Here is an 18412-nt window from a genome sequence, read left to right as displayed (position 1 = left end):
TTTTCGCGTGAGCAAGCTCTACTCCTAGGACGCAGCCATAAATTGAATTCGGTATTTAAGATACTCGGTATGCGCGGCTCGATACCGCGCACTTATTTTAAAGGCGAAGCTTGTTTTAATTAACCTTTATAACCGTTAGGGTTATTTGACTGCCAACGCCACGTATCTTGCATCATTTCATCAATACCGCGTACTGCTTCCCAGCCAAGTTCATTAAGTGCTTTTTCTGGTGCGGCATAACACGCTGCAATATCACCAGGGCGGCGAGGTGAAACCTGATAGGGCACAGCCTGATCGCTTGCTTTAATAAATGCATTAACCATTTGTAGTACAGAATACCCATTACCAGTACCTAGGTTATAAACTAATGCACCTGTGCTGCTGGCAATTTTATTAAGCGCTTTTAAATGCCCAATAGCTAAATCTACAACGTGAATGTAGTCGCGCACGCCTGTGCCATCAACTGTGTCGTAGTCATCACCAAATACAGCGAGTTGCTTTAATTTACCTACAGCTACTTGTGCGATAAACGGTAAAAGGTTATTTGGGATACCATTAGGATCTTCACCAATTAAGCCCGACTCATGTGCACCCACTGGGTTAAAGTAACGCAAAATAGCAAACGCAAAGCGCTCATCTGATTTAGCGATATCTTGCAGCATCATCTCAACCATTAATTTAGATGTGCCGTAAGGGTTAGTAGTACCACCTACAGGGAAGTCTTCTTTAATTGGTAAGCTTGCAGGGTCGCCGTATACCGTGGCTGACGAGCTAAACACTAACTTAAATACGCCTGCGTCGCGCATTGCATCAACAAGCGTAAGCGTACCTTGTACATTGTTTTGATAGTACTCAACAGGCTTTGCAACCGACTCGCCCACTGATTTTAAACCTGCAAAATGTATAACACTATCAACTGTGTGTTTTGCAAATACAGAGTCTAAAAAGGGTTTATCGAGAATATCGCCTTGGTAAAAAGTGGCTTCTTTGCCTGTAATATTCTTTACGCGCGCAAGTGATTCTTGTGATGAGTTACTTAAATTATCAATAACAACAACATCGTTACCTTGCTGTAAAAGTTCTAAAACAGTGTGCGAGCCAATATAGCCTGCGCCACCGGTTACTAAAATAGTCATGAAAGCTCCGTGGGTACCTTTTATCAATTAAGCTAATTTCACCATAAATTGAGATGGTTTACATGCTTTATCTGTGACTTTTATTATTTATAGTAAATCATGATATTTATATGAATTAATATTAATAACTTTGATTACATTTCGCTCGCTATAAGTAACACTTTATACGTAAGATTAAGTTATAGTTAATAAACAAGTGCTAAACTGGATGTAGTAATAGCTAATGCTAGGTTTATTCCAATCTACACCTTTGTGATTGGTCTACCTCTTTGGAGAAAGATATGAATTTAGTTAAAAAAATAGCAGCAACAATGTGTATCGCATTGCCTGCACTTGCCCATGCGGGCGAGTCTGTTGTTAAATGGCATGACTTTAATGATTATCGTGATGTGCGAGCGTCAAATCAAACTAAGAGCTCATATCACAAAAGTGTGGCAGCAAGTTTCGAAAAGCATATGGCTAAGCTAGCCGAACAATTGCCAAAAGATTATAAATTAAACGTAGAGTTTACTGATTTAGATTTAGCGGGTGATGTGCGTTATGGCGGTATGGATGAAATTCGTGTAGTGAAACCCATTTATTTTCCACGCATTAAGCTAGATTATTCGTTAACCGATAACGACGGTACGGTGCTAAGTAAAGATACTGATGTGGAGCTTAAAGATATGGGCTTTATGGATAAAATTAAAATGGGCCGCGACGAATCATTCTATTACGAAAAACGCTTACTAACAGAGTGGTTTGGTGAACAAATATTACCAAGTTTAGATTAACTTAAAATAGTAATGCCGCTAAATAGCGGCATTTTTTTAAGCTGATTACATTACTTAAAAGTAGCTAACAGCGTTAGTATTTGCTGTAACTTAATAACGGTTGTTTTAAGCTTTTCTTCATCAAAACCATCGTTAGATAAGCTTTCTACGTCAGCGGCTACATCAAGAACATAAGGCTTAAAGCGTTTTGCTTCAAAATTAAAGCCTGAATCGGCAGTAAATAAGGCTTTAAATTTGCCATGGCCTTGTTGTTGTAATTCGTCTAATTTTTTATCGGCATCAAGTGCCTGACGATAAACAATTTTTAAGTTAGTGTTGAGTTGTTCAATAATAGAATCCATGGTTTTCCTAAAGCTTTGTGCTGCATGGCCGACATAATACGTGGATTACATTTAAAAGTCAGGTTGATTAAGGCTTATAATTATGAATATATCAGGTGGAAATTTACCAGCTATGTCTGGTTCAGGCCAAGGCAGCGAGCTTTACACTGCTGCTTTATCTAAAAAGCAGCAATTAGCTGATGGCGCTGCGGCGCTTGCACTTATTGAAGGTGCAGCGCAATCGTCAAGTGCGCAAACGCCGGCTAAATCGGCGACTGCATCACTGGGTAACAACGTAAATATATATGTTTAAATGCTGTTTTAAATTAGCTTAAGGTCGATAGGTGTTTTACTTTTTTGACCACCGATTTCTCTTACTAATTTAGGCACTAAAAATCCAGGCAGAGCTTTTAATAGCTCTGCCATTATTTCAATTGCTTGCGCTTCATTAATATCAAAGTGGCTGGCCCCTTCAACTTTATCTAGCAAATACAAATAATACGGTAATACGTCTGCGTCAAATAACGCTTCGCTTAAATTTATTTGTGCATCGAGCGTATCATTCACATCTTTTAAAATTACAGCTTGGTTTAGAAGCGTTACGTTTGCTTGTTTAAGCTTTTGCATAGCGGCTTTAAAATCAGCGTCTATTTCGTTTGCGTGGTTTATGTGATTAATAAAAATAATTTTTAATGGCGATTTTGCTAATCGTTCACATAACTCATCGGTCACTCGCGCAGGTATAACTACTGGTAAACGGCTATGAATTCGCATTCGTTTAATTTGTGGTAATTGCTCAAGTTCATCTAAAAACCAGCTTATTGCATCGTCTTTGGCCATGAGTGGATCGCCACCACTTAAAATCACTTCGTTTATATTGCTATCTGATTTTATATAGCTCAGTGTTTCTAGCAGGCTTTTTTTATTGAGCTGATTTTCTTGATACGGAAAATGCCTTCTAAAGCAATAACGACAATTTACAGCACAACCGGTTTTAAACATCACTAAAACACGTGATTTATACTTATGTAAAAGGCCAGGTTGGTCGTTATCTTGCTCAAGTAGAGGATCTTTATTAAAACCCGATTTAGTCAAAAACTCTTGGTGGCGTGGCATAACTTGTAGCAAAAGAGGATCGTTTGGATCGCCTTGACGTATTTTTTTTATAAAAGGGATAGGCACGCGTACCGGAAATAAACTACGGGCTTTTAGGTCGTTTTCATGGACTTGGCTCGATAAACCGACCATTTCAAGCAAGGTTTTTGGGCAGGTAACTACATTTGCTAATTCTTTTTGCCAGTTTTTATGCAAATTTGCTTCATTTCTTTGTATCATTGGCATGTAGATTACTCGAAAAAATATAAATAGAGGAAACGATGGCGAATTATAGCACCAACGAGTTCAAGGGCGGCCTAAAAATTATGATGGACGGCGAGCCTTGCAGTATCTTAGAAAATGAAATGGTAAAACCTGGTAAAGGCCAGGCATTTAACCGTGTTCGTATCCGTAAACTTATCTCTGGTAAGGTGCTTGAAAAAACCTTTAAATCGGGTGAATCAGTTGAAGGTGCTGATGTAATGGATACTGATTTAGCGTATCTATACACAGACGGCGAATTTTGGCATTTCATGAACAACGAAACATTTGAGCAAATTGCTGCTGACGAAAAAGCACTAGGCGATGCAGTTAAATGGTTAGTTGAAAATGACTTATGTACAATTACATTATGGAACGGCAGCCCAATTGCTGTTACTCCACCTAACTTTGTTGAGCTTGAGATCACTGAAACAGATCCTGGCCTTAAAGGCGATACAGCGGGTACTGGTGGTAAACCAGCAACGCTTAGCACAGGTGCTGTAGTACGAGTTCCATTATTCGTACAAATTGGCGAAGTAATTAAAGTAGACACTCGTAACGGTGAATACGTAAGCCGTGTTAAGTAAGCTTTAACATTGTTTATAAAATCCCAGCTTACGCTGGGATTTTTTTTGGAGAAAATATGTCAGCAGATCTTTGGGCCCCAAGCGCAAGCATTGAAACACTAAAGCAACGCGCAGCGATATTACGTAGCATTCGTGAATTTTTTTATGCACGTGATGTTTTAGAAGTAGAAACGCCAAGCTTAAGTGCTGCCAGTGTAACCGATGTGCACTTAGCTAGTTTTAATACCACATTTGTAGGTCCAGGGCATGCTGGTGGGCTTCCTTTATTTTTACAAACTTCTCCAGAGTTTGCCATGAAACGTTTGTTAGCAGGAGGCTCAGGCGCTATTTTTCAGCTTTGTAAAGCATTTAGAAATGAAGAAGCGGGTAGTCATCACAATCCTGAATTTACTATGCTGGAATGGTATCGCCCAGGTTTTGATGAATTTGCACTTATGGATGAAATGGATGAGCTTATGCAGCTTGTTTTAGGTGTCGAGCCTGCAACTAGACTTACCTATCAGCAAGCGTTTGAACAAGCACTCGGACTTGACCCGCTAACCGCAAATATAGAGCAATTAAGGCAGCTTGCTTGTGAGCAGGGGTTTGCTGATATAGCCCAAAATGAAACGCATAAAGATACCTTACTGCAATTATTATTTTGTATGAAAGTAGAGCCAACAATAGGGCAGGCTAAGCCATGTTTTGTGTATCATTTTCCAGCTTCTCAAGCGGCACTTGCTCAAATTTGTGAACACGATACACGTGTAGCAGGGCGCTTTGAGCTTTATTATAAAAATATGGAGCTAGCGAATGGCTTTAACGAACTCACAAATGCCAGCGAGCAAGCTAAACGTTTTAATGAAGATAATGCATACCGCGCAGAAAATGGTTTAAAGCAAGTGCCAATGGATACGCGTTTAATTAAGGCGCTGGAGCATGGATTACCACAGTGCGCTGGTGTTGCAATGGGGATTGATAGGTTGGTAATGCTCGCAACAAACAAAGAGAAAATTAAAGACGTAATTGCGTTTGATGTGCAAAGAGCGTGATGCTTGACCTGTAGGCGCACAGCTTGCTGGCGCGTTAAAGCGAAGCTTTAAAAAGCTGTTCGATTATATGTCGTTTATGCTTAGCGCTTCTTACTTGAGCAAGCTCTACGTCTACCACATGTTTTATTGTTACTTATTTGATATGCAAAGAGCGTGATGCTTGACCTGTAGGCGTGCAGCTTGCTGACGCGTTAAAGCGAAGCTTTAAGGTCTTTTTATTTGGTTAGTTTAAAGTAATTAGAAGCAGCGCTTCTCACGTGAGCAAGCTCTACGTCTACAACAAACTTTTACTTCTTATATAAAAACACCGCGTTTAATTTAAACGCGGTGTTTTTTATTGCTTGCTGAAAGCTTTTAGTTGAAAGCCAACTGTTATACCTTACAGATTAAGCGTAAACGTAACACCTGCTACACGAGGCTCACCGAGTTGTGTATAGGTATGCGTTTGGTAACCATCTTGTGGATCGTTACCAAACTCAAAGCCACGTGTAGGGAGCGTTTCATCAAACACGTTACGAGCCCATGCGCGAACTGCCCACATGTCTGCTTCGTAGCCAAAGCTTAAATTAACTAAGTTGCTGCTTGGTGCTTGTGAGTTGTGGCTATCAGAGAAGTAGTAATCGTCTTTACCTTCAATACCCACCATGCCGTAAAATGCGTTAGTAAAGTTGTAACGTGCAGTAAACGCATACTGGTATTTAGGTGACTGCGCTTGCTCACGACCGTCTTGGTTTAAGCCTGATTGTGTTACAAAGTCGTCTATTTCAGTATTTAAGTAACCAGCACTGCCTGTTAAAAACAGGTTATCGGTTAGTTGGTAACTACCCTCAACTTCTAGTCCGTAGTTGCTACCAGAACTTGCGTTATCAACATAACCGGTAAATTGCTGGCCTTCTACTTGCCATGCTTTTAACTGAATATCGTCGCGGTGCATGTAAAATGCAGCTAAGCGAAGTGTAAATTTGTCATCAAGCGATGAGCCTTTAACACCAAATTCGCCGCTCCATAAATATTCAGGGTCAAAACTGGTGTGTTGCTGGAAAAAATCAGCGCTTAGGTTTAAGCCTTCATCTTTCGCTTTAGCTAGTGCTTCTGAGTTAATACCGCCAGCTTTGTAGCCACGCGTGATACTGGTGTAGATCATCGTACGATCAATTACTTGATACTCAAGCGCTATTTTACCGCCAACCATTACGTCGTCAGTATCTTGTATAAAGCCATTGCTATCGGTGTAGTCGCCTTGGTATTGCTCTACACGTAAACCTGTAATTAATGTTGTTTTAGGACCAATTGGAGTTGCTACTTGACCATATACAGCAACGTTACTCGTTTCGTAAGTTGAAGAAAATGGGCTTGCTAGCCATGTGTATTGGCGCTCTAAGTCAACGTCACGGTTTTGGTAATAAATACCCGCAACCCAGTTACCTGTTTTAGAATTAAACTGTAAATCTACAGACTGGTCGTCGCGATCCCGGCTGTAAAGATCGGTTGAGCTGTATCCATCTGGATGTAAGCCTGCAGCACATAACTTTGGCTCACTTGTATCGTTACATACCCAGTCTTCGTCAAAGCTGTAAAGTAATTCGGTATCGATAGCCGAGAGGTTTAGATTTACATCAAAAGCGTCAAAACCCGTGTAAGTATTATTAACACCGATTGCGTAGCTTTGTTGATTATCTTGCCCTGGCTCATCGGCAACACTATTGCGGCTGTTATCAAGCGTAAACGCATCGTAGCCGTTGTTTATATCAATATAATGAAGATTTAACTCAGTATTTAAATGCTCTGTTAGCTGGCTGTTTAATTTAAAACGCGCTACTTGCTCGTCTTGATTTTGTGTTTCGTCATTTAAATACAAGTTATCTACGTAACCGTCTGACTTTCTGCGAAAGTAGCTAACGCGTGCGCTAGTGTCATCTGTTAAGCCTGTGCTTGCTGCAATGCCTGCTTCACGTGTGTTGTATGTGCCAGCACCTACTTGTAATTTTAAACTTGGATCGCTCGTGGCTTTAGCTGAACCCATTTGGATCATACCGGCCATACCGTCTGCGCCAAAGCGTGTACCTTGTGGGCCACGATAAATTTCTACTTGGTCTATATCAAATAATAATGAGCTGCCACCAAGACCAGAATAGTTAATGCCATCAATTACTAAGCCTACAGATGGATTAATAGGGTCTACAAATTGTGAGCGAAGTCCCACGCCACGAATTTGGATGTAACGACCACGCGACGCACCAGATGCAAAATTTACATTGGCGGCACTGCCTAACATTTCGTCTAAATAACTTGCACCACGTTGATTAATTTCATCTTCGCTGAATAAGCTCGCACTCGCGCTTAAAGTTTGAATGCTTTCGCGCTGAAAATCGCCGGTTACAACAATTCTTTCTAGGTCGCTATCATCAGCGTTAGCTGCAATTGGTGCACCAAGCAGCGGTAAAAGTGCGGCAGTAATTAAAGACAAACGTAAGTTCATTGGGTTACTTAACTCCATTTTAGGGACTCGTATGGTAGCAATTATTTAAACACATGTGCTATAAACGCGGCAATTATACGTTAAATAATCAGGATTACTAATATGACCTTTAAAGTTGACTTCAAAGTACGTGATTACGAATGTGACTTACAAGGTATCGTAAATAACAGTGTTTATTTTAATTATTTAGAGCATGCTCGCCATGAATTTTTGTACGCACACGGTATTGATTTTGCTCAATTAGCGAAAGATAAAATTAACCTAGTCGTGATGCGCAGCGAAATGGACTATAAACATTCACTATTACCTGGGGATGAATTTTATGTGGCTGTAGAGCCGCAGCGTATTAGTCGTTTAAAATTTGCGTTTAAGCAAACGGTTATACGTAAAAACGATGAAAAAGTAATGCTCAATGCACTGGTTATAGGAACGTCCGTTAATGAAAAAGGTAGGCCGTTTTTACCAGAGCAAATAGATAACGTATTCAAAACTACAACTTAGTGCTTAATTGTATAACTTTTAAACTATCATAGAACAAAAATTTACATTTAAAACATGCATTTTTAACGGATAAAGGGCATAAATATTGTTACAATTATATTAATTAGACAATTAGTTAGTAGTAGCATGAAATTAGCAGCAATACCGATGCTTATAGTCGGTTTATGTGTTGGTTGCGCATCAACAGGGACGGTTACCAGTGAGCAGCTTAAATACACCCAATGGCAATTATCACGTGTTGATGGTTTAGCAATTCCACCTTCGTTTAATGCATCAATGAGCTTTATTGAGGCACTGCAAGTAAACGGTTTTGCTGGCTGTAACAAATTTTTTGGTGAGGGCTCGCTTGAAGAAAGTAACCTTACCGTAAGTAAATTAGGAATGACGCGCAAGTCGTGCGGCGAAGACCTTGATGAGTTTGAGCAGCAGCTATTGCAAGCCTTAAAGCAAGGTGCCGAGCTTAAAATGCAAGACCAGCAATTAGTCATGCAAGGCGAGCAAACATTTGTGTTTATCCCTAAATAATTTTAAGTTTTTGAAAAACAGCCCCTTGCGGGCAGTTTTTAACTGACGTACACTCAGTGCAGATTTGTTGGGTAATACCTTCAAATCAATGAACAGAATTTATATATCAATACTTGTCGGAGTGCCAAAGCTAAGTAATTAGTTTGTGGCTGAGATCGCGAAAGCGGGATCCGTGAACCTGATCAGGTTAATACCTGCGTAGGGAACAAGCTGCCTAAATCAGGACGCTTGTGCGTCTTTTTTTATGCGCACAATAAAGTGATTTTGTTTTTTTAGGCTGCAAAGTAGCATGTACGCTACTTTACGATCTTTCTCTATTCCTCGGAATATCTGACAAGACAACCCTTAAGCAATGAGGTAAGTCATGTCAAATACTACAAATAAAGCGTCACGCCGAGAAACTCGTGCTGCCGCGTCTGAATATATTTATAACTTAACGGGTCAACCGTTCCCAAATTCTCATAAAGTATACGTTGAAGGTATCCAGCCTGGCGTGCGCGTTGGTATGCGTGAAATCACATTAAGTGATACGTTTATTGGCGGCACAGATGAAAACCCTGTTTATGAGTCAAATGATCCGCTACGTGTTTACGATACGTCGGGTCCTTATACAGATCCTAATTTTGAACTTGATGTACGCAAAGGCTTACCAAAATTTCGTGAGCAATGGATTGAAAACCGTGGTGACACCGAGGTTTTAGAGTCAGTGACGTCACAGTTTTCGCAGCAGCGCATGGCAGATGAAGGACTGGATCATATTCGGTTTGATCACCTTCCAAAAATTCGCCGTGGTATCGCGGGTAAAAACGTAACGCAAATGCACTACGCACGCCAAGGGATTATAACTCCTGAAATGGAATACGTAGCCGTTCGCGAAAATATGGGACGTGCAGAAATTCGTAAAGAATTACTAGCCGCTCAGCATAAAGGCGAGTCGTTTGGTGCGAGTATTCCTGAATTTATTACCCCAGAATTTGTACGCGACGAAATAGCCCGTGGTCGCGCTATTTTACCAAATAATATAAACCATCCAGAAACAGAGCCTATGATTGTAGGTCGTAACTTTTTAGTAAAAGTTAACGCCAACATTGGTAACTCATCGGTCAGCTCATCTATTGAAGAAGAAGTAGAAAAAATGGTGTGGTCTACCCGCTGGGGTGCAGACACCGTGATGGACTTATCAACGGGGCGTTACATTCACGAAACGCGCGAATGGGTTGTACGTAACTCGCCTGTCCCTATTGGCACAGTACCGATTTATCAAGCGCTTGAAAAAGTAAACGGTGTGGCTGAGGATTTAACGTGGGAAATTTTCCGCGATACGCTTATAGAGCAAGCCGAGCAGGGCGTTGATTACTTTACTATTCACGCGGGTGTATTACTTCGTTACGTACCAATGACGGCTAAACGCGTGACCGGTATTGTATCGCGCGGTGGCTCAATTATGGCTAAGTGGTGTTTGGCGCATCATAAAGAAAATTTTTTATACACGCACTTTGAAGACATTTGCGAAATTTTAAAACAATACGATGTGTGTTTTTCATTGGGTGATGGACTTCGCCCAGGCTCTATTGCTGATGCTAACGATGAGGCGCAGTTTAGTGAGCTACGCACATTAGGTGAACTGACTAAAATTGCGTGGAAGCACGATGTACAGGTATTTATTGAAGGCCCTGGTCATGTACCAATGCACATGATTAAAGCCAATATGGATGAGCAATTAAAGCATTGCGACGAAGCGCCATTTTATACATTAGGCCCGCTAACGACTGATATTGCACCAGGGTATGACCATATTACCTCAGGTATTGGGGCGGCTCAAATAGCATGGTACGGCTGTGCAATGCTGTGTTATGTAACACCTAAAGAGCATTTAGGTCTGCCAAATAAAGAAGATGTTAAAGAAGGCTTAATTACCTACAAAATTGCAGCGCATGCCGCTGATTTAGCAAAAGGGCACCCAGGCGCGCAAGAGCGCGATAACGCCTTATCAAAAGCACGCTTTGAGTTTAGATGGCATGACCAATTTAATATTGGTTTAGACCCTGACCGTGCTCGTGAATATCACGATGAAACCTTGCCGCAAGAATCAGGCAAAGTAGCTCACTTTTGCTCTATGTGTGGTCCTAAATTTTGCTCTATGAAAATTAGCCAAGAAGTACGCGATTACGCTAAAGATTTAGAAACACGCGGTATTGATCCAAATGATGCTGGCGAGGCTATTGAAATCAAAATGGTTGATGTAGAAGCCGAGATGAAAGCTAAATCAGCTGAGTTTAAGCAAACAGGCTCAGAGATTTACCACAAAGCGGTATAAAACAATTATTGCAAGAGATGCAGACGTAGGTGAGGTGTTATACCTCGCTTTTTTAAAAGTTGAAGAAGTGCGAGTGAATTCGCACCTACTAATAACTGCTTTTGGAGGTTTTCATGTCTTATAACATTGCGGTGGTGGGTTTTGGTTTAGCTGGGCGCTTAGCTGCGCTTGAATTAAGTAAACAGCACTATGTCACTGTTTTTGAAGCAGACGATGAGCATACACAAAATAGCGCAGGTAAAGTGGCAGCAGCAATGCTTGCCCCGCTTGCTGAGTCGGTTTTGTGCGAGGCTGATTTAGCTTTAATGGGTCTTGATTCAATGAAGCGCTGGCCCAGCATTATTGCAGAACTTGAAAGTGAGGTTTTTTTTCAGCAGCAAGGCACTTTGGTCATTGCGCACCAACAGGACAAAGGCGATTTACAAAGCTTTGCACAGCGTATAAAACCGCTAGCTGATCATACTGCCGAGCATATAAATGCTCAGCAAATTACAATGCTTGAACCTGAACTTGCAGGGCGCTTTAATCAAGGCTTATTTTTACCCTGCGAGGGGCAAATAGATAACCAAGCATTTTATAAAGCCAGCTTTGCACAGCTCAACAAACGCAAAGTAAAGTTTGTATTTAATCAGCGCGTAACCATTAGCGACAACAAAATAAATAATCGACCATTCGATTACATTATTGATTGCCGTGGGCTTGGTGCTAAAAATACTCAAGTTGATAAACCGCTTAGAGGTGTGCGCGGCGAAGTAGCAAGGTTATACGCACCAGAGGTAAGTTTAATCAGGCCCGTGCGTTTAATGCACCCGCGTTATCCAATTTATATAGCGCCTAAACCCAATAATGAATATGTAATTGGTGCGACCGAAATCGAATCGCAAGACAGCGGCGCGGCAACAGTGCGCTCAACCCTTGAATTACTTTCAGCCGCTTATACCGTACATAGCGGGTTTGCCGAAGCACGACTACTTAATATTCAAACCGGATTACGCCCCGCATTTAGCGATAACCGCCCAGAAGTATCACAAGTTGGTAATGTAATTAGCATTAACGGCTTATATCGACATGGTTATATGTTGGCGCCGGCATTAGTGGCGCAAGCAGTTTCACGAATAGAGTGAGAATAAAATGAACATTACAATTAATGGCGAGCTACTTAATGTGAATAGCAAAGCGCTTGTTGAGGTACTTCAAAGTTTTGGTGCAGCCGCGCCTTTTGCTGTTGCTGTTAATAGCGAATTTATTCCACAAAGTCAGCACAGTAACTATGTACTTAATGAAGGCGACAGTGTTGAGTTGCTGTCGCCCATTCAAGGCGGATAAAGCTCATGCAAACGAAAGACTGTTTAACTATTTATGGAGAGCAAATTAAGAGTCGTTTGTTAATAGGCTCTGCGCTTTATCCGTCGCCCGATATTATGACCCAATCAATAGTCGCCTCTGGAGCTGAAATTGTAACCGTGTCGCTTAGGCGCCAACAAAGTGCAGCGGCAGGTGATGACTTTTGGCAGTTAATAAAAAACACCGGTTTAAAAATACTGCCTAACACTGCAGGATGCCATAGTGTTAAAGAGGCCATAACGCTTGCAAAAATGTGTCGAGAGGTATTTGCCACCGATTGGATAAAGCTAGAGCTGATTGGCGATGATTACAATTTACAGCCTGACCCTTTTGCACTACTTGAAGCGACAAAAATATTAATTAATGATGGCTTTAAAGTATTGCCTTATTGCACCGATGACTTAGTACTTTGCCAGCGCTTAAATGAGCTGGGGTGTGAGGTGCTTATGCCGTGGGGGGCGCCAATAGGCACAGGTAAAGGCTTGTTAAATAGCTATAATTTAAAAACTATTCGAGAGCGCTTACCCGATACCACATTAATAGTAGATGCAGGTTTAGGTTTGCCATCGCATGCCTGCCAAGCACTCGAAATGGGGTATGATGCGGTATTATTAAATTCAGCCATTGCAGGGGCGGGTTGCCCAATTACTATGAGCCGCGCATTTAAAGCCGCAGTTGAAGCGGGGCGCTTTGCATACAAAGCAAAAGCGATGCCGGAAAAAGACGTAGCAGCCCCATCAACCCCTACAATGGGGATGCCATTTTGGCATCAGCAGTGAAGGAAAAAATATGAATAACGTAGTATGGACAATTGCCGGCTCTGACTCTGGCGGCGGTGCAGGCATTCAAGCTGATATAAAAGCAATGCAAAGTTTTGGTGTGCATGGCTGCACGGCAATTACAGCGCTTACTGCGCAAAATAGTTTAGGTGTGGAGGCTATTAATGCAGTGTCTACCGATATTATTGAATCGCAGTTACTAGCGCTTGAAAAAGACATGAAAGCCAAAGTGATAAAAATTGGTATGTTAGCTAACGTGCAGCAAATTCAGTTAATCAGTGAACATATAAGTCATTATAAAGCTAAGTGGCCAGTGCCTCCCGTTATTGTATATGACCCTGTTGCGATTGCCTCAAGCGGTGACTTACTAACAGAAGAAGATACGGTAAGCGCAATTAAAGAATGTTTACTGCCGCTGGTGGATGTAATAACCCCAAACACCCACGAAACACAGTTATTAACCGGTGTGTATTTAATTGGCCCTGCGGCAATAAAAGAAGCGGCTAATAAGCTATTAAGCTGGGGTGCAAAAGCCGTTGTTATTAAAGGCGGGCATTGGGATTACCCAAGTGGTTATTGCATTGATTATTGTGTAAATAATTTTACGCAAAATGGTGAAGAGTATTGGCTTGGTAATCAAAAAATACAAACACCGCATAACCACGGCACCGGATGTAGCATGGCTTCGGTAATAGCTGCGTGTTTAGCTAAAGACTACCCATTAAAAGACGCCTTTATTTTAGCTAAAGCATATATAAACCAAGGGCTAAAACAGTCTGTACGCTACGGCGAGGGAATTGGACCGGTTGCTCAGACTTCATTTCCCACTAATTTAGCAGATTACCCACAAGTGATTGAGCCAGGTAGCTGGCTTGGTGATGAACTCGATTTTGATGTGCCGCTTGATTTTAATATGGCTGCTGATTTTGCAACGTGCGAAAGTAAGTCGCTTGGCTTATATGCAGTTGTAGATAGTACCGATTGGTTAGAAAAGTGCCTACAACAAGGCATTAAAACAGCGCAGTTACGTGTTAAAAATAAAACGCAAGACGAGCTTGATGGGCTCATTAAGCAAGCTGTTGAGCTGGGCAAGCAATACAACGCACAGGTATTTATAAACGACTACTGGCAGTTAGCTATTAAACATGGTGCGTATGGTGTGCATTTAGGGCAAGAGGATTTAGAGATTGCTAATTTGGCAGCAATTAAAGACGCTGGGTTAAGGCTTGGGCTTTCGACTCATGGTTTTTATGAAATGCTGCGTGCGCATAATTATCGCCCTAGTTACATGGCATTTGGTGCTATTTACCCAACCACAACAAAAGACATGACAGGTCAAATACAAGGTCTTGAAAAGCTCATTAAGTTTGTACCACTTATGCAAAGTTATCCAACAGTAGCAATAGGTGGTATAGATTTAAGCCGTGCTGAGCAGGTAACTAAAACCGGCGTAGGCAGTGTTGCCGTAGTGCGTGCGATTACCGAGGCTGATAATTACGTAGAGGCTATAAGCGCTCTGCAAGTGGCCATAAGCAGTGCACATTAATACTAACAAGGCTAATCTTAATATGGTCAGTAAAAGTGAATGAGCTAAGCGATAAAGAAACCCTACGATACAGCCGCCATTTATTGCTTGAAGAAGTAGGGCTTGAAGGGCAATTAACGCTTAAAACTTCAACGGTTGCGGTTGTTGGGGCAGGCGGGTTAGGTAGCCCAGCACTTTTGTATTTAGCTGCGGCGGGTATTGGAACGCTTATTTTAATTGACGATGACGAGGTTGAGCTTTCAAATTTACAGCGCCAAGTGCTTTATAAAATAAATCACTTAGGGCAAAACAAGGTCGCCGCCGCAGGTAAAGTATTAGCGAGTCTTAATAATCAAATAGAAATAGTAACGCATTGCCAAAAGTTAGATGAGAGTAACGCAACTTACATGCTAAAAGGGGCTGACATAGTACTTGATTGCTCTGATAACTTTAGCACTCGCTATTGTGTTAATCGTTATTGTATTGCTAATAAAACACCGTTAATTTCTGGTGCTGCACTCGCAACTAAAGGGCAGTTAATGGGCTTTGACTTTAGGCAAAGTAATAGCCCGTGTTATGGCTGTGTTTTTCCACAAAGCGAAGCTACACCCGTTATAAATTGCAGTAACGCAGGGGTTATCAGCCCGCTACTTGGTGTAATAGGCTCTATGCAGGCGCAACTTACGCTCAATTTATTGCTGGGGCATGCAGAGGGGGGTGTGTTTATAACCTTTCATGCGCTTACTTTAAAACAACAGCACTTTAAAGTGATTAAAGATTTAGAGTGTAAAGAGTGTGGTAAATAGGTTTTTGAGGGGCTTGTGCCTGTTATTACATGTGGCGTTAAGAAACCAAAAACTGACGCTTTTAACGTGAGCAAGCTCTAGGTCTACAAAATTAAAAAACCGCGTTTAAATAAACGCGGTTTTTTGATTTCTAATTAACGATTGACTTTAGTCGTTAATTTTTGCAAACGCAGTACCTAAGCGAGTAACCACTTCAGGTAATTGATCGTCCAGTATTTCCGCTTTATCAGCACCCCATGCAAGTACCACAGTAGAGCCTAATTTAAAGCGGCCCATTTCTTCACCTTTTTTAAGCGTGATGGCATTATCGCCAGTGGTTGGGTATTTCCAACTAAATACATCGCTACCTGCTGGTGGCGTGACAGTACCGGCCCAAATAGTTTCTATGCTGGCTACAATTGTTGCGCCAACAAGTACCATTGCAAGCGGACCAATTTCAGTTTCAAAAATTGCTACCACACGTTCGTTACGTGCAAACAAGTTAGGCACGTTTTGCGCTGTAAGTGGATTTACTGAAAATAAGTCTCCTGGCACGTAAACCATTTTGCTTAGGGTGCCATCAATTGGCATATGAATACGGTGGTAATCTTTAGGCGCTAAATAAATAGTGGCAAACTTACCGCCTAAAAATGGTGTTGTGTCATCTTGTGAGCCGCCTAGTAGCGCTTGTAAGCTGTAATCGTGACCTTTAGCTTGTATTAGCTGTCCGTCAACAATATCGCCTAGCTGGCTGATTGCGCCATCCACTGGCTGAGTGATGATATTGCTATCTTCTACCATTGGGCGCATGCCGTCTTTTAAAGGACGAGTAAAAAATTCATTAAAGCTTTTATAATGAGCCGGATCTGGGTATTGCGCTTCGCTCATGTCTACTTTGTATTGCTTAATAAATAGTTTAATTAAAGTAGTTGTTAAAGCGCCCGCTTTTGCAGCAGCTAATTTACCTACTACGCGTGAAATAAAATGTTTTGGCATTGCGTACTGCATTGCGATTTTAAATTTGTCTAAACTCACAGTATTTATCCTAAATTATACGCGAGGCGCACGGGCGCCTGCACGGCCATCGGCCATTGTTTCTAAAATTCGGTGGTAGCTGTCAAAGCGCAATTGAGAAATTCTGCCATCGGCTACAGCTTCTTTAACTATGCAACCCGGATCGTTTAAATGTTTACAGTCTCTAAAGCGGCACCCGCCTATAAATTCTCTAAACTCTTTAAAACACCACGTTACACGCTCAACATCTAAATGCCATAATCCAAATTCACGAATTCCTGGCGAGTCGATTAGGTTACCGCCACTTGGTAAATGGTGTAGTCGCGAAACTGTTGTTGTGTGCTGGCCTAAGCCGCTGTTTTCAGATACTTCTTTAGTTAATATTTCAGCGTTAGGCAATACAGTATTAACGAGGGTTGATTTCCCCACACCACTTTGGCCAACAAAAATATTATTTTTATCAACAAGTACTTCTTTTAATTTATCAATACCATCGCCTGATATATTACTAACAAGGAGTACTTGGTAATCAAGTTTACGATAGATATCGAGAACTTTTTGTATTTCGCTAAGGCCTGCTTCGTCAATTAAATCGGTTTTATTGAGCACTAAAATTGGCTCAATACCCATATCTTCACAGGCTATTAAATAACGGTCGATAATACTAGGGGTAAACTCGGGTAATACAGCTGATACCATTAATATTTGGTCAATGTTTGCTGCAATAACTTTTACACCGTCGTAAAAGTCAGGGCGGGTAAGTTGCGAACGACGCTCTTGCGTGGCTTCAATTACACCGGCTAAATCGCCTTCACTTACTTTGGCACGGCGAAACAATACTTCATCACCACATACTAAATTAGACACGGTACGGCGTATATTACAGCGAAGTACATCGCCATTTTCAGTTTCTACATCGGCGTGCTGGCCAAAACGACTGATCACAATTGCGCTCTCGACCTGACCTAAGTTATCGGTTTGCCATTCTTGCGCCCCTTTTTTAGCCGGTCTTGAGTCTGCGCTATTAATGCGCTTTTGGTGATTGGCCTTGATCTGACGCGATTGGCCTTTACTTAATTTTTTTTGTTTTGCCACTGGAGGCCTATAACCTTAGTTAAATGTCGCTTTTCCTAAAAAAAGCTTTAGCTCGACGGTTGATGCTAATATGATATATCGAAATGCGTTGGATCTAAAGGAAAGCACCGCTTAGGTAATTATGACTATTAATAAATCAAATTTAATTTGGCTCGATCTTGAAATGACAGGGCTCGAACCAGAGACCGATAAAATACTCGAAATTGCGACGGTTGTCACTGACGCAGACTTGAATATATTAGCCGAAGGGCCAACTATCGCTATTCATCAAAGTGATGAATTACTAAATGGTATGGACGAGTGGTGTACTACTCAGCATGGAAAGTCAGGTTTAACAGCGCGCTGTAAAGCAAGTACTTTCGATGAAGAGTATGCCGTTGCACAAACTTTAGATTTTTTAAAACAGTGGGTGCCTGCGGGTGTATCACCAATGTGTGGTAATTCAATTGGGCAAGATCGCCGCTTTATGAATAAATATATGCGCGAGCTTGAAGATTTTTTCCATTACCGAAATCTTGACGTAAGTACTATTAAAGAATTAGCACGTCGCTGGAAACCAGAAGTTCTTGCAAAAGTGAACAAAAAAGGATCGCATCTTGCTCTGGATGATATTAAAGATTCGATTATGGAATTAAAAGTCTATAGAGAAAATTTCTTTAATTTGTAAAAAACACTTGCAAACACATCGGATTATTGTAGAATCCTGCCCCGCTCAAGACGATAACCCACGCGGGGTTAGTGTGTTTGAGTGATTGAATTACCATCAATAAATGCGGTACTAGCTCAGTTGGTAGAGCGCGACCTTGCCAAGGTCGAGGTCACGAGTTCGAGCCTCGTGTACCGCT

19 protein-coding genes, 1 tRNA gene and 1 riboswitch are annotated in these 18412 nt (G+C 41.4%); of the genes, 14 read left to right on the top strand and 6 right to left on the bottom strand.

Annotated features, from left to right (window positions below):
* Positions 1–119: 119 nt before the first annotated feature.
* Positions 120–1136: a UDP-glucose 4-epimerase GalE gene (gene galE / locus WNY79_RS19405; RefSeq protein ID WP_024600327.1), complete on the bottom strand. Its 1017-nt coding sequence runs from the start codon at positions 1134–1136 to the stop codon at positions 120–122.
* 281 nt (positions 1137–1417) lie between these two features.
* Here galE and WNY79_RS19400 point away from each other — a divergent pair, with 281 nt between their 5' ends.
* Positions 1418–1909 carry a DUF3016 domain-containing protein gene (locus WNY79_RS19400; protein WP_197184570.1) on the top strand — a complete coding sequence of 164 codons (492 nt, stop codon included), beginning with the start codon at positions 1418–1420 and terminating at the stop codon, positions 1907–1909.
* Positions 1910–1959: 50 nt separating this feature from the next.
* Here WNY79_RS19400 and WNY79_RS19395 read toward each other — a convergent pair whose 3' ends face one another.
* Positions 1960–2250: a prephenate dehydrogenase gene (locus WNY79_RS19395; protein ID WP_076923732.1), complete on the bottom strand. Its 291-nt coding sequence runs from the start codon at positions 2248–2250 to the stop codon at positions 1960–1962.
* A gap of 82 nt (positions 2251–2332) precedes the next feature.
* Here WNY79_RS19395 and WNY79_RS19390 point away from each other — a divergent pair, with 82 nt between their 5' ends.
* Positions 2333–2542, top strand: coding sequence for a hypothetical protein (locus WNY79_RS19390; RefSeq protein ID WP_024600329.1), 210 nt, complete (start codon positions 2333–2335; stop codon positions 2540–2542).
* Positions 2543–2550: 8 nt separating this feature from the next.
* Here WNY79_RS19390 and epmB read toward each other — a convergent pair whose 3' ends face one another.
* Complete coding sequence (epmB, locus tag WNY79_RS19385; RefSeq protein ID WP_342876671.1) at positions 2551–3564, bottom strand: EF-P beta-lysylation protein EpmB; 1014 nt, start codon at positions 3562–3564, stop codon at positions 2551–2553.
* A gap of 41 nt (positions 3565–3605) precedes the next feature.
* On the opposite strand from epmB, the gene efp reads away from it, so the two are divergent.
* On the top strand, positions 3606–4172 hold the full coding sequence (gene efp, locus WNY79_RS19380) for an elongation factor P (protein WP_024596699.1): 567 nt from the start codon (positions 3606–3608) through the stop codon (positions 4170–4172).
* Between the two features lie 56 nt (positions 4173–4228).
* Positions 4229–5203 (top strand): elongation factor P--(R)-beta-lysine ligase, encoded by a 975-nt coding sequence (gene epmA, locus WNY79_RS19375; RefSeq protein ID WP_342876662.1) that lies wholly within the window; start codon positions 4229–4231, stop codon positions 5201–5203.
* Between the two features lie 379 nt (positions 5204–5582).
* Here epmA and WNY79_RS19370 read toward each other — a convergent pair whose 3' ends face one another.
* A complete protein-coding gene (locus WNY79_RS19370) occupies positions 5583–7700 on the bottom strand; it encodes a TonB-dependent receptor (RefSeq protein WP_342876661.1) in 2118 nt (705 codons plus the stop codon).
* An 84-nt stretch (positions 7701–7784) separates the two neighbouring features.
* Here WNY79_RS19370 and WNY79_RS19365 point away from each other — a divergent pair, with 84 nt between their 5' ends.
* The 8 genes from WNY79_RS19365 (at position 7785) to WNY79_RS19330 (ending at position 15479) form a co-directional block, all read left to right on the top strand.
* Positions 7785–8183, top strand: coding sequence for an acyl-CoA thioesterase (locus WNY79_RS19365; protein WP_182681684.1), 399 nt, complete (start codon positions 7785–7787; stop codon positions 8181–8183).
* Positions 8184–8309: 126 nt separating this feature from the next.
* Positions 8310–8708, top strand: coding sequence for an META domain-containing protein (locus tag WNY79_RS19360; RefSeq protein ID WP_010555269.1), 399 nt, complete (start codon positions 8310–8312; stop codon positions 8706–8708).
* 107 nt (positions 8709–8815) lie between these two features.
* Positions 8816–8930, top strand: a riboswitch (TPP riboswitch).
* A 142-nt stretch (positions 8931–9072) separates the two neighbouring features.
* On the top strand, positions 9073–11025 hold the full coding sequence (thiC, locus tag WNY79_RS19355) for a phosphomethylpyrimidine synthase ThiC (RefSeq protein ID WP_170071667.1): 1953 nt from the start codon (positions 9073–9075) through the stop codon (positions 11023–11025).
* 113 nt (positions 11026–11138) lie between these two features.
* Complete coding sequence (locus WNY79_RS19350; RefSeq protein WP_342876660.1) at positions 11139–12149, top strand: FAD-dependent oxidoreductase; 1011 nt, start codon at positions 11139–11141, stop codon at positions 12147–12149.
* A gap of 7 nt (positions 12150–12156) precedes the next feature.
* The gene (thiS, locus tag WNY79_RS19345) at positions 12157–12351 is read left to right on the top strand and encodes a sulfur carrier protein ThiS (protein ID WP_024606375.1); all 195 of its coding nucleotides are present in this window, start codon (positions 12157–12159) and stop codon (positions 12349–12351) included.
* Positions 12352–12356: 5 nt separating this feature from the next.
* Positions 12357–13148, top strand: a complete 792-nt coding sequence (locus WNY79_RS19340; RefSeq protein WP_010555272.1) for a thiazole synthase — start codon at positions 12357–12359, stop codon at positions 13146–13148.
* Between the two features lie 10 nt (positions 13149–13158).
* Positions 13159–14694, top strand: coding sequence for a thiamine phosphate synthase (gene thiE / locus WNY79_RS19335; protein ID WP_342876659.1), 1536 nt, complete (start codon positions 13159–13161; stop codon positions 14692–14694).
* Positions 14695–14729: 35 nt separating this feature from the next.
* Entirely contained in the window at positions 14730–15479 is a 750-nt protein-coding gene (locus tag WNY79_RS19330; protein ID WP_197184576.1) for a HesA/MoeB/ThiF family protein, read from the top strand.
* Between the two features lie 147 nt (positions 15480–15626).
* On the opposite strand, the gene asd is transcribed toward WNY79_RS19330, so the two are convergent.
* Together asd and rsgA are read right to left on the bottom strand one after the other, a co-directional pair.
* The gene (asd, locus tag WNY79_RS19325) at positions 15627–16493 is read right to left on the bottom strand and encodes an archaetidylserine decarboxylase (protein ID WP_024606371.1); all 867 of its coding nucleotides are present in this window, start codon (positions 16491–16493) and stop codon (positions 15627–15629) included.
* 15 nt (positions 16494–16508) lie between these two features.
* On the bottom strand, positions 16509–17567 hold the full coding sequence (rsgA, locus tag WNY79_RS19320; RefSeq protein WP_024606370.1) for a small ribosomal subunit biogenesis GTPase RsgA: 1059 nt from the start codon (positions 17565–17567) through the stop codon (positions 16509–16511).
* 121 nt (positions 17568–17688) lie between these two features.
* On the opposite strand from rsgA, the gene orn reads away from it, so the two are divergent.
* Together orn and WNY79_RS19310 are read left to right on the top strand one after the other, a co-directional pair.
* The gene (gene orn / locus WNY79_RS19315; protein WP_004336052.1) at positions 17689–18234 is read left to right on the top strand and encodes an oligoribonuclease; all 546 of its coding nucleotides are present in this window, start codon (positions 17689–17691) and stop codon (positions 18232–18234) included.
* Positions 18235–18339: 105 nt separating this feature from the next.
* Positions 18340–18412, top strand: a tRNA-Gly gene (locus tag WNY79_RS19310).

Source organism: Pseudoalteromonas sp. AS84 (genome assembly GCF_038900255.1).
Classification (GTDB): Bacteria; Pseudomonadota; Gammaproteobacteria; order Enterobacterales; family Alteromonadaceae; genus Pseudoalteromonas.
Note: the sequence above shows the minus strand (reverse complement) of the source record. Positions and strands in the feature narration are given on the sequence as shown.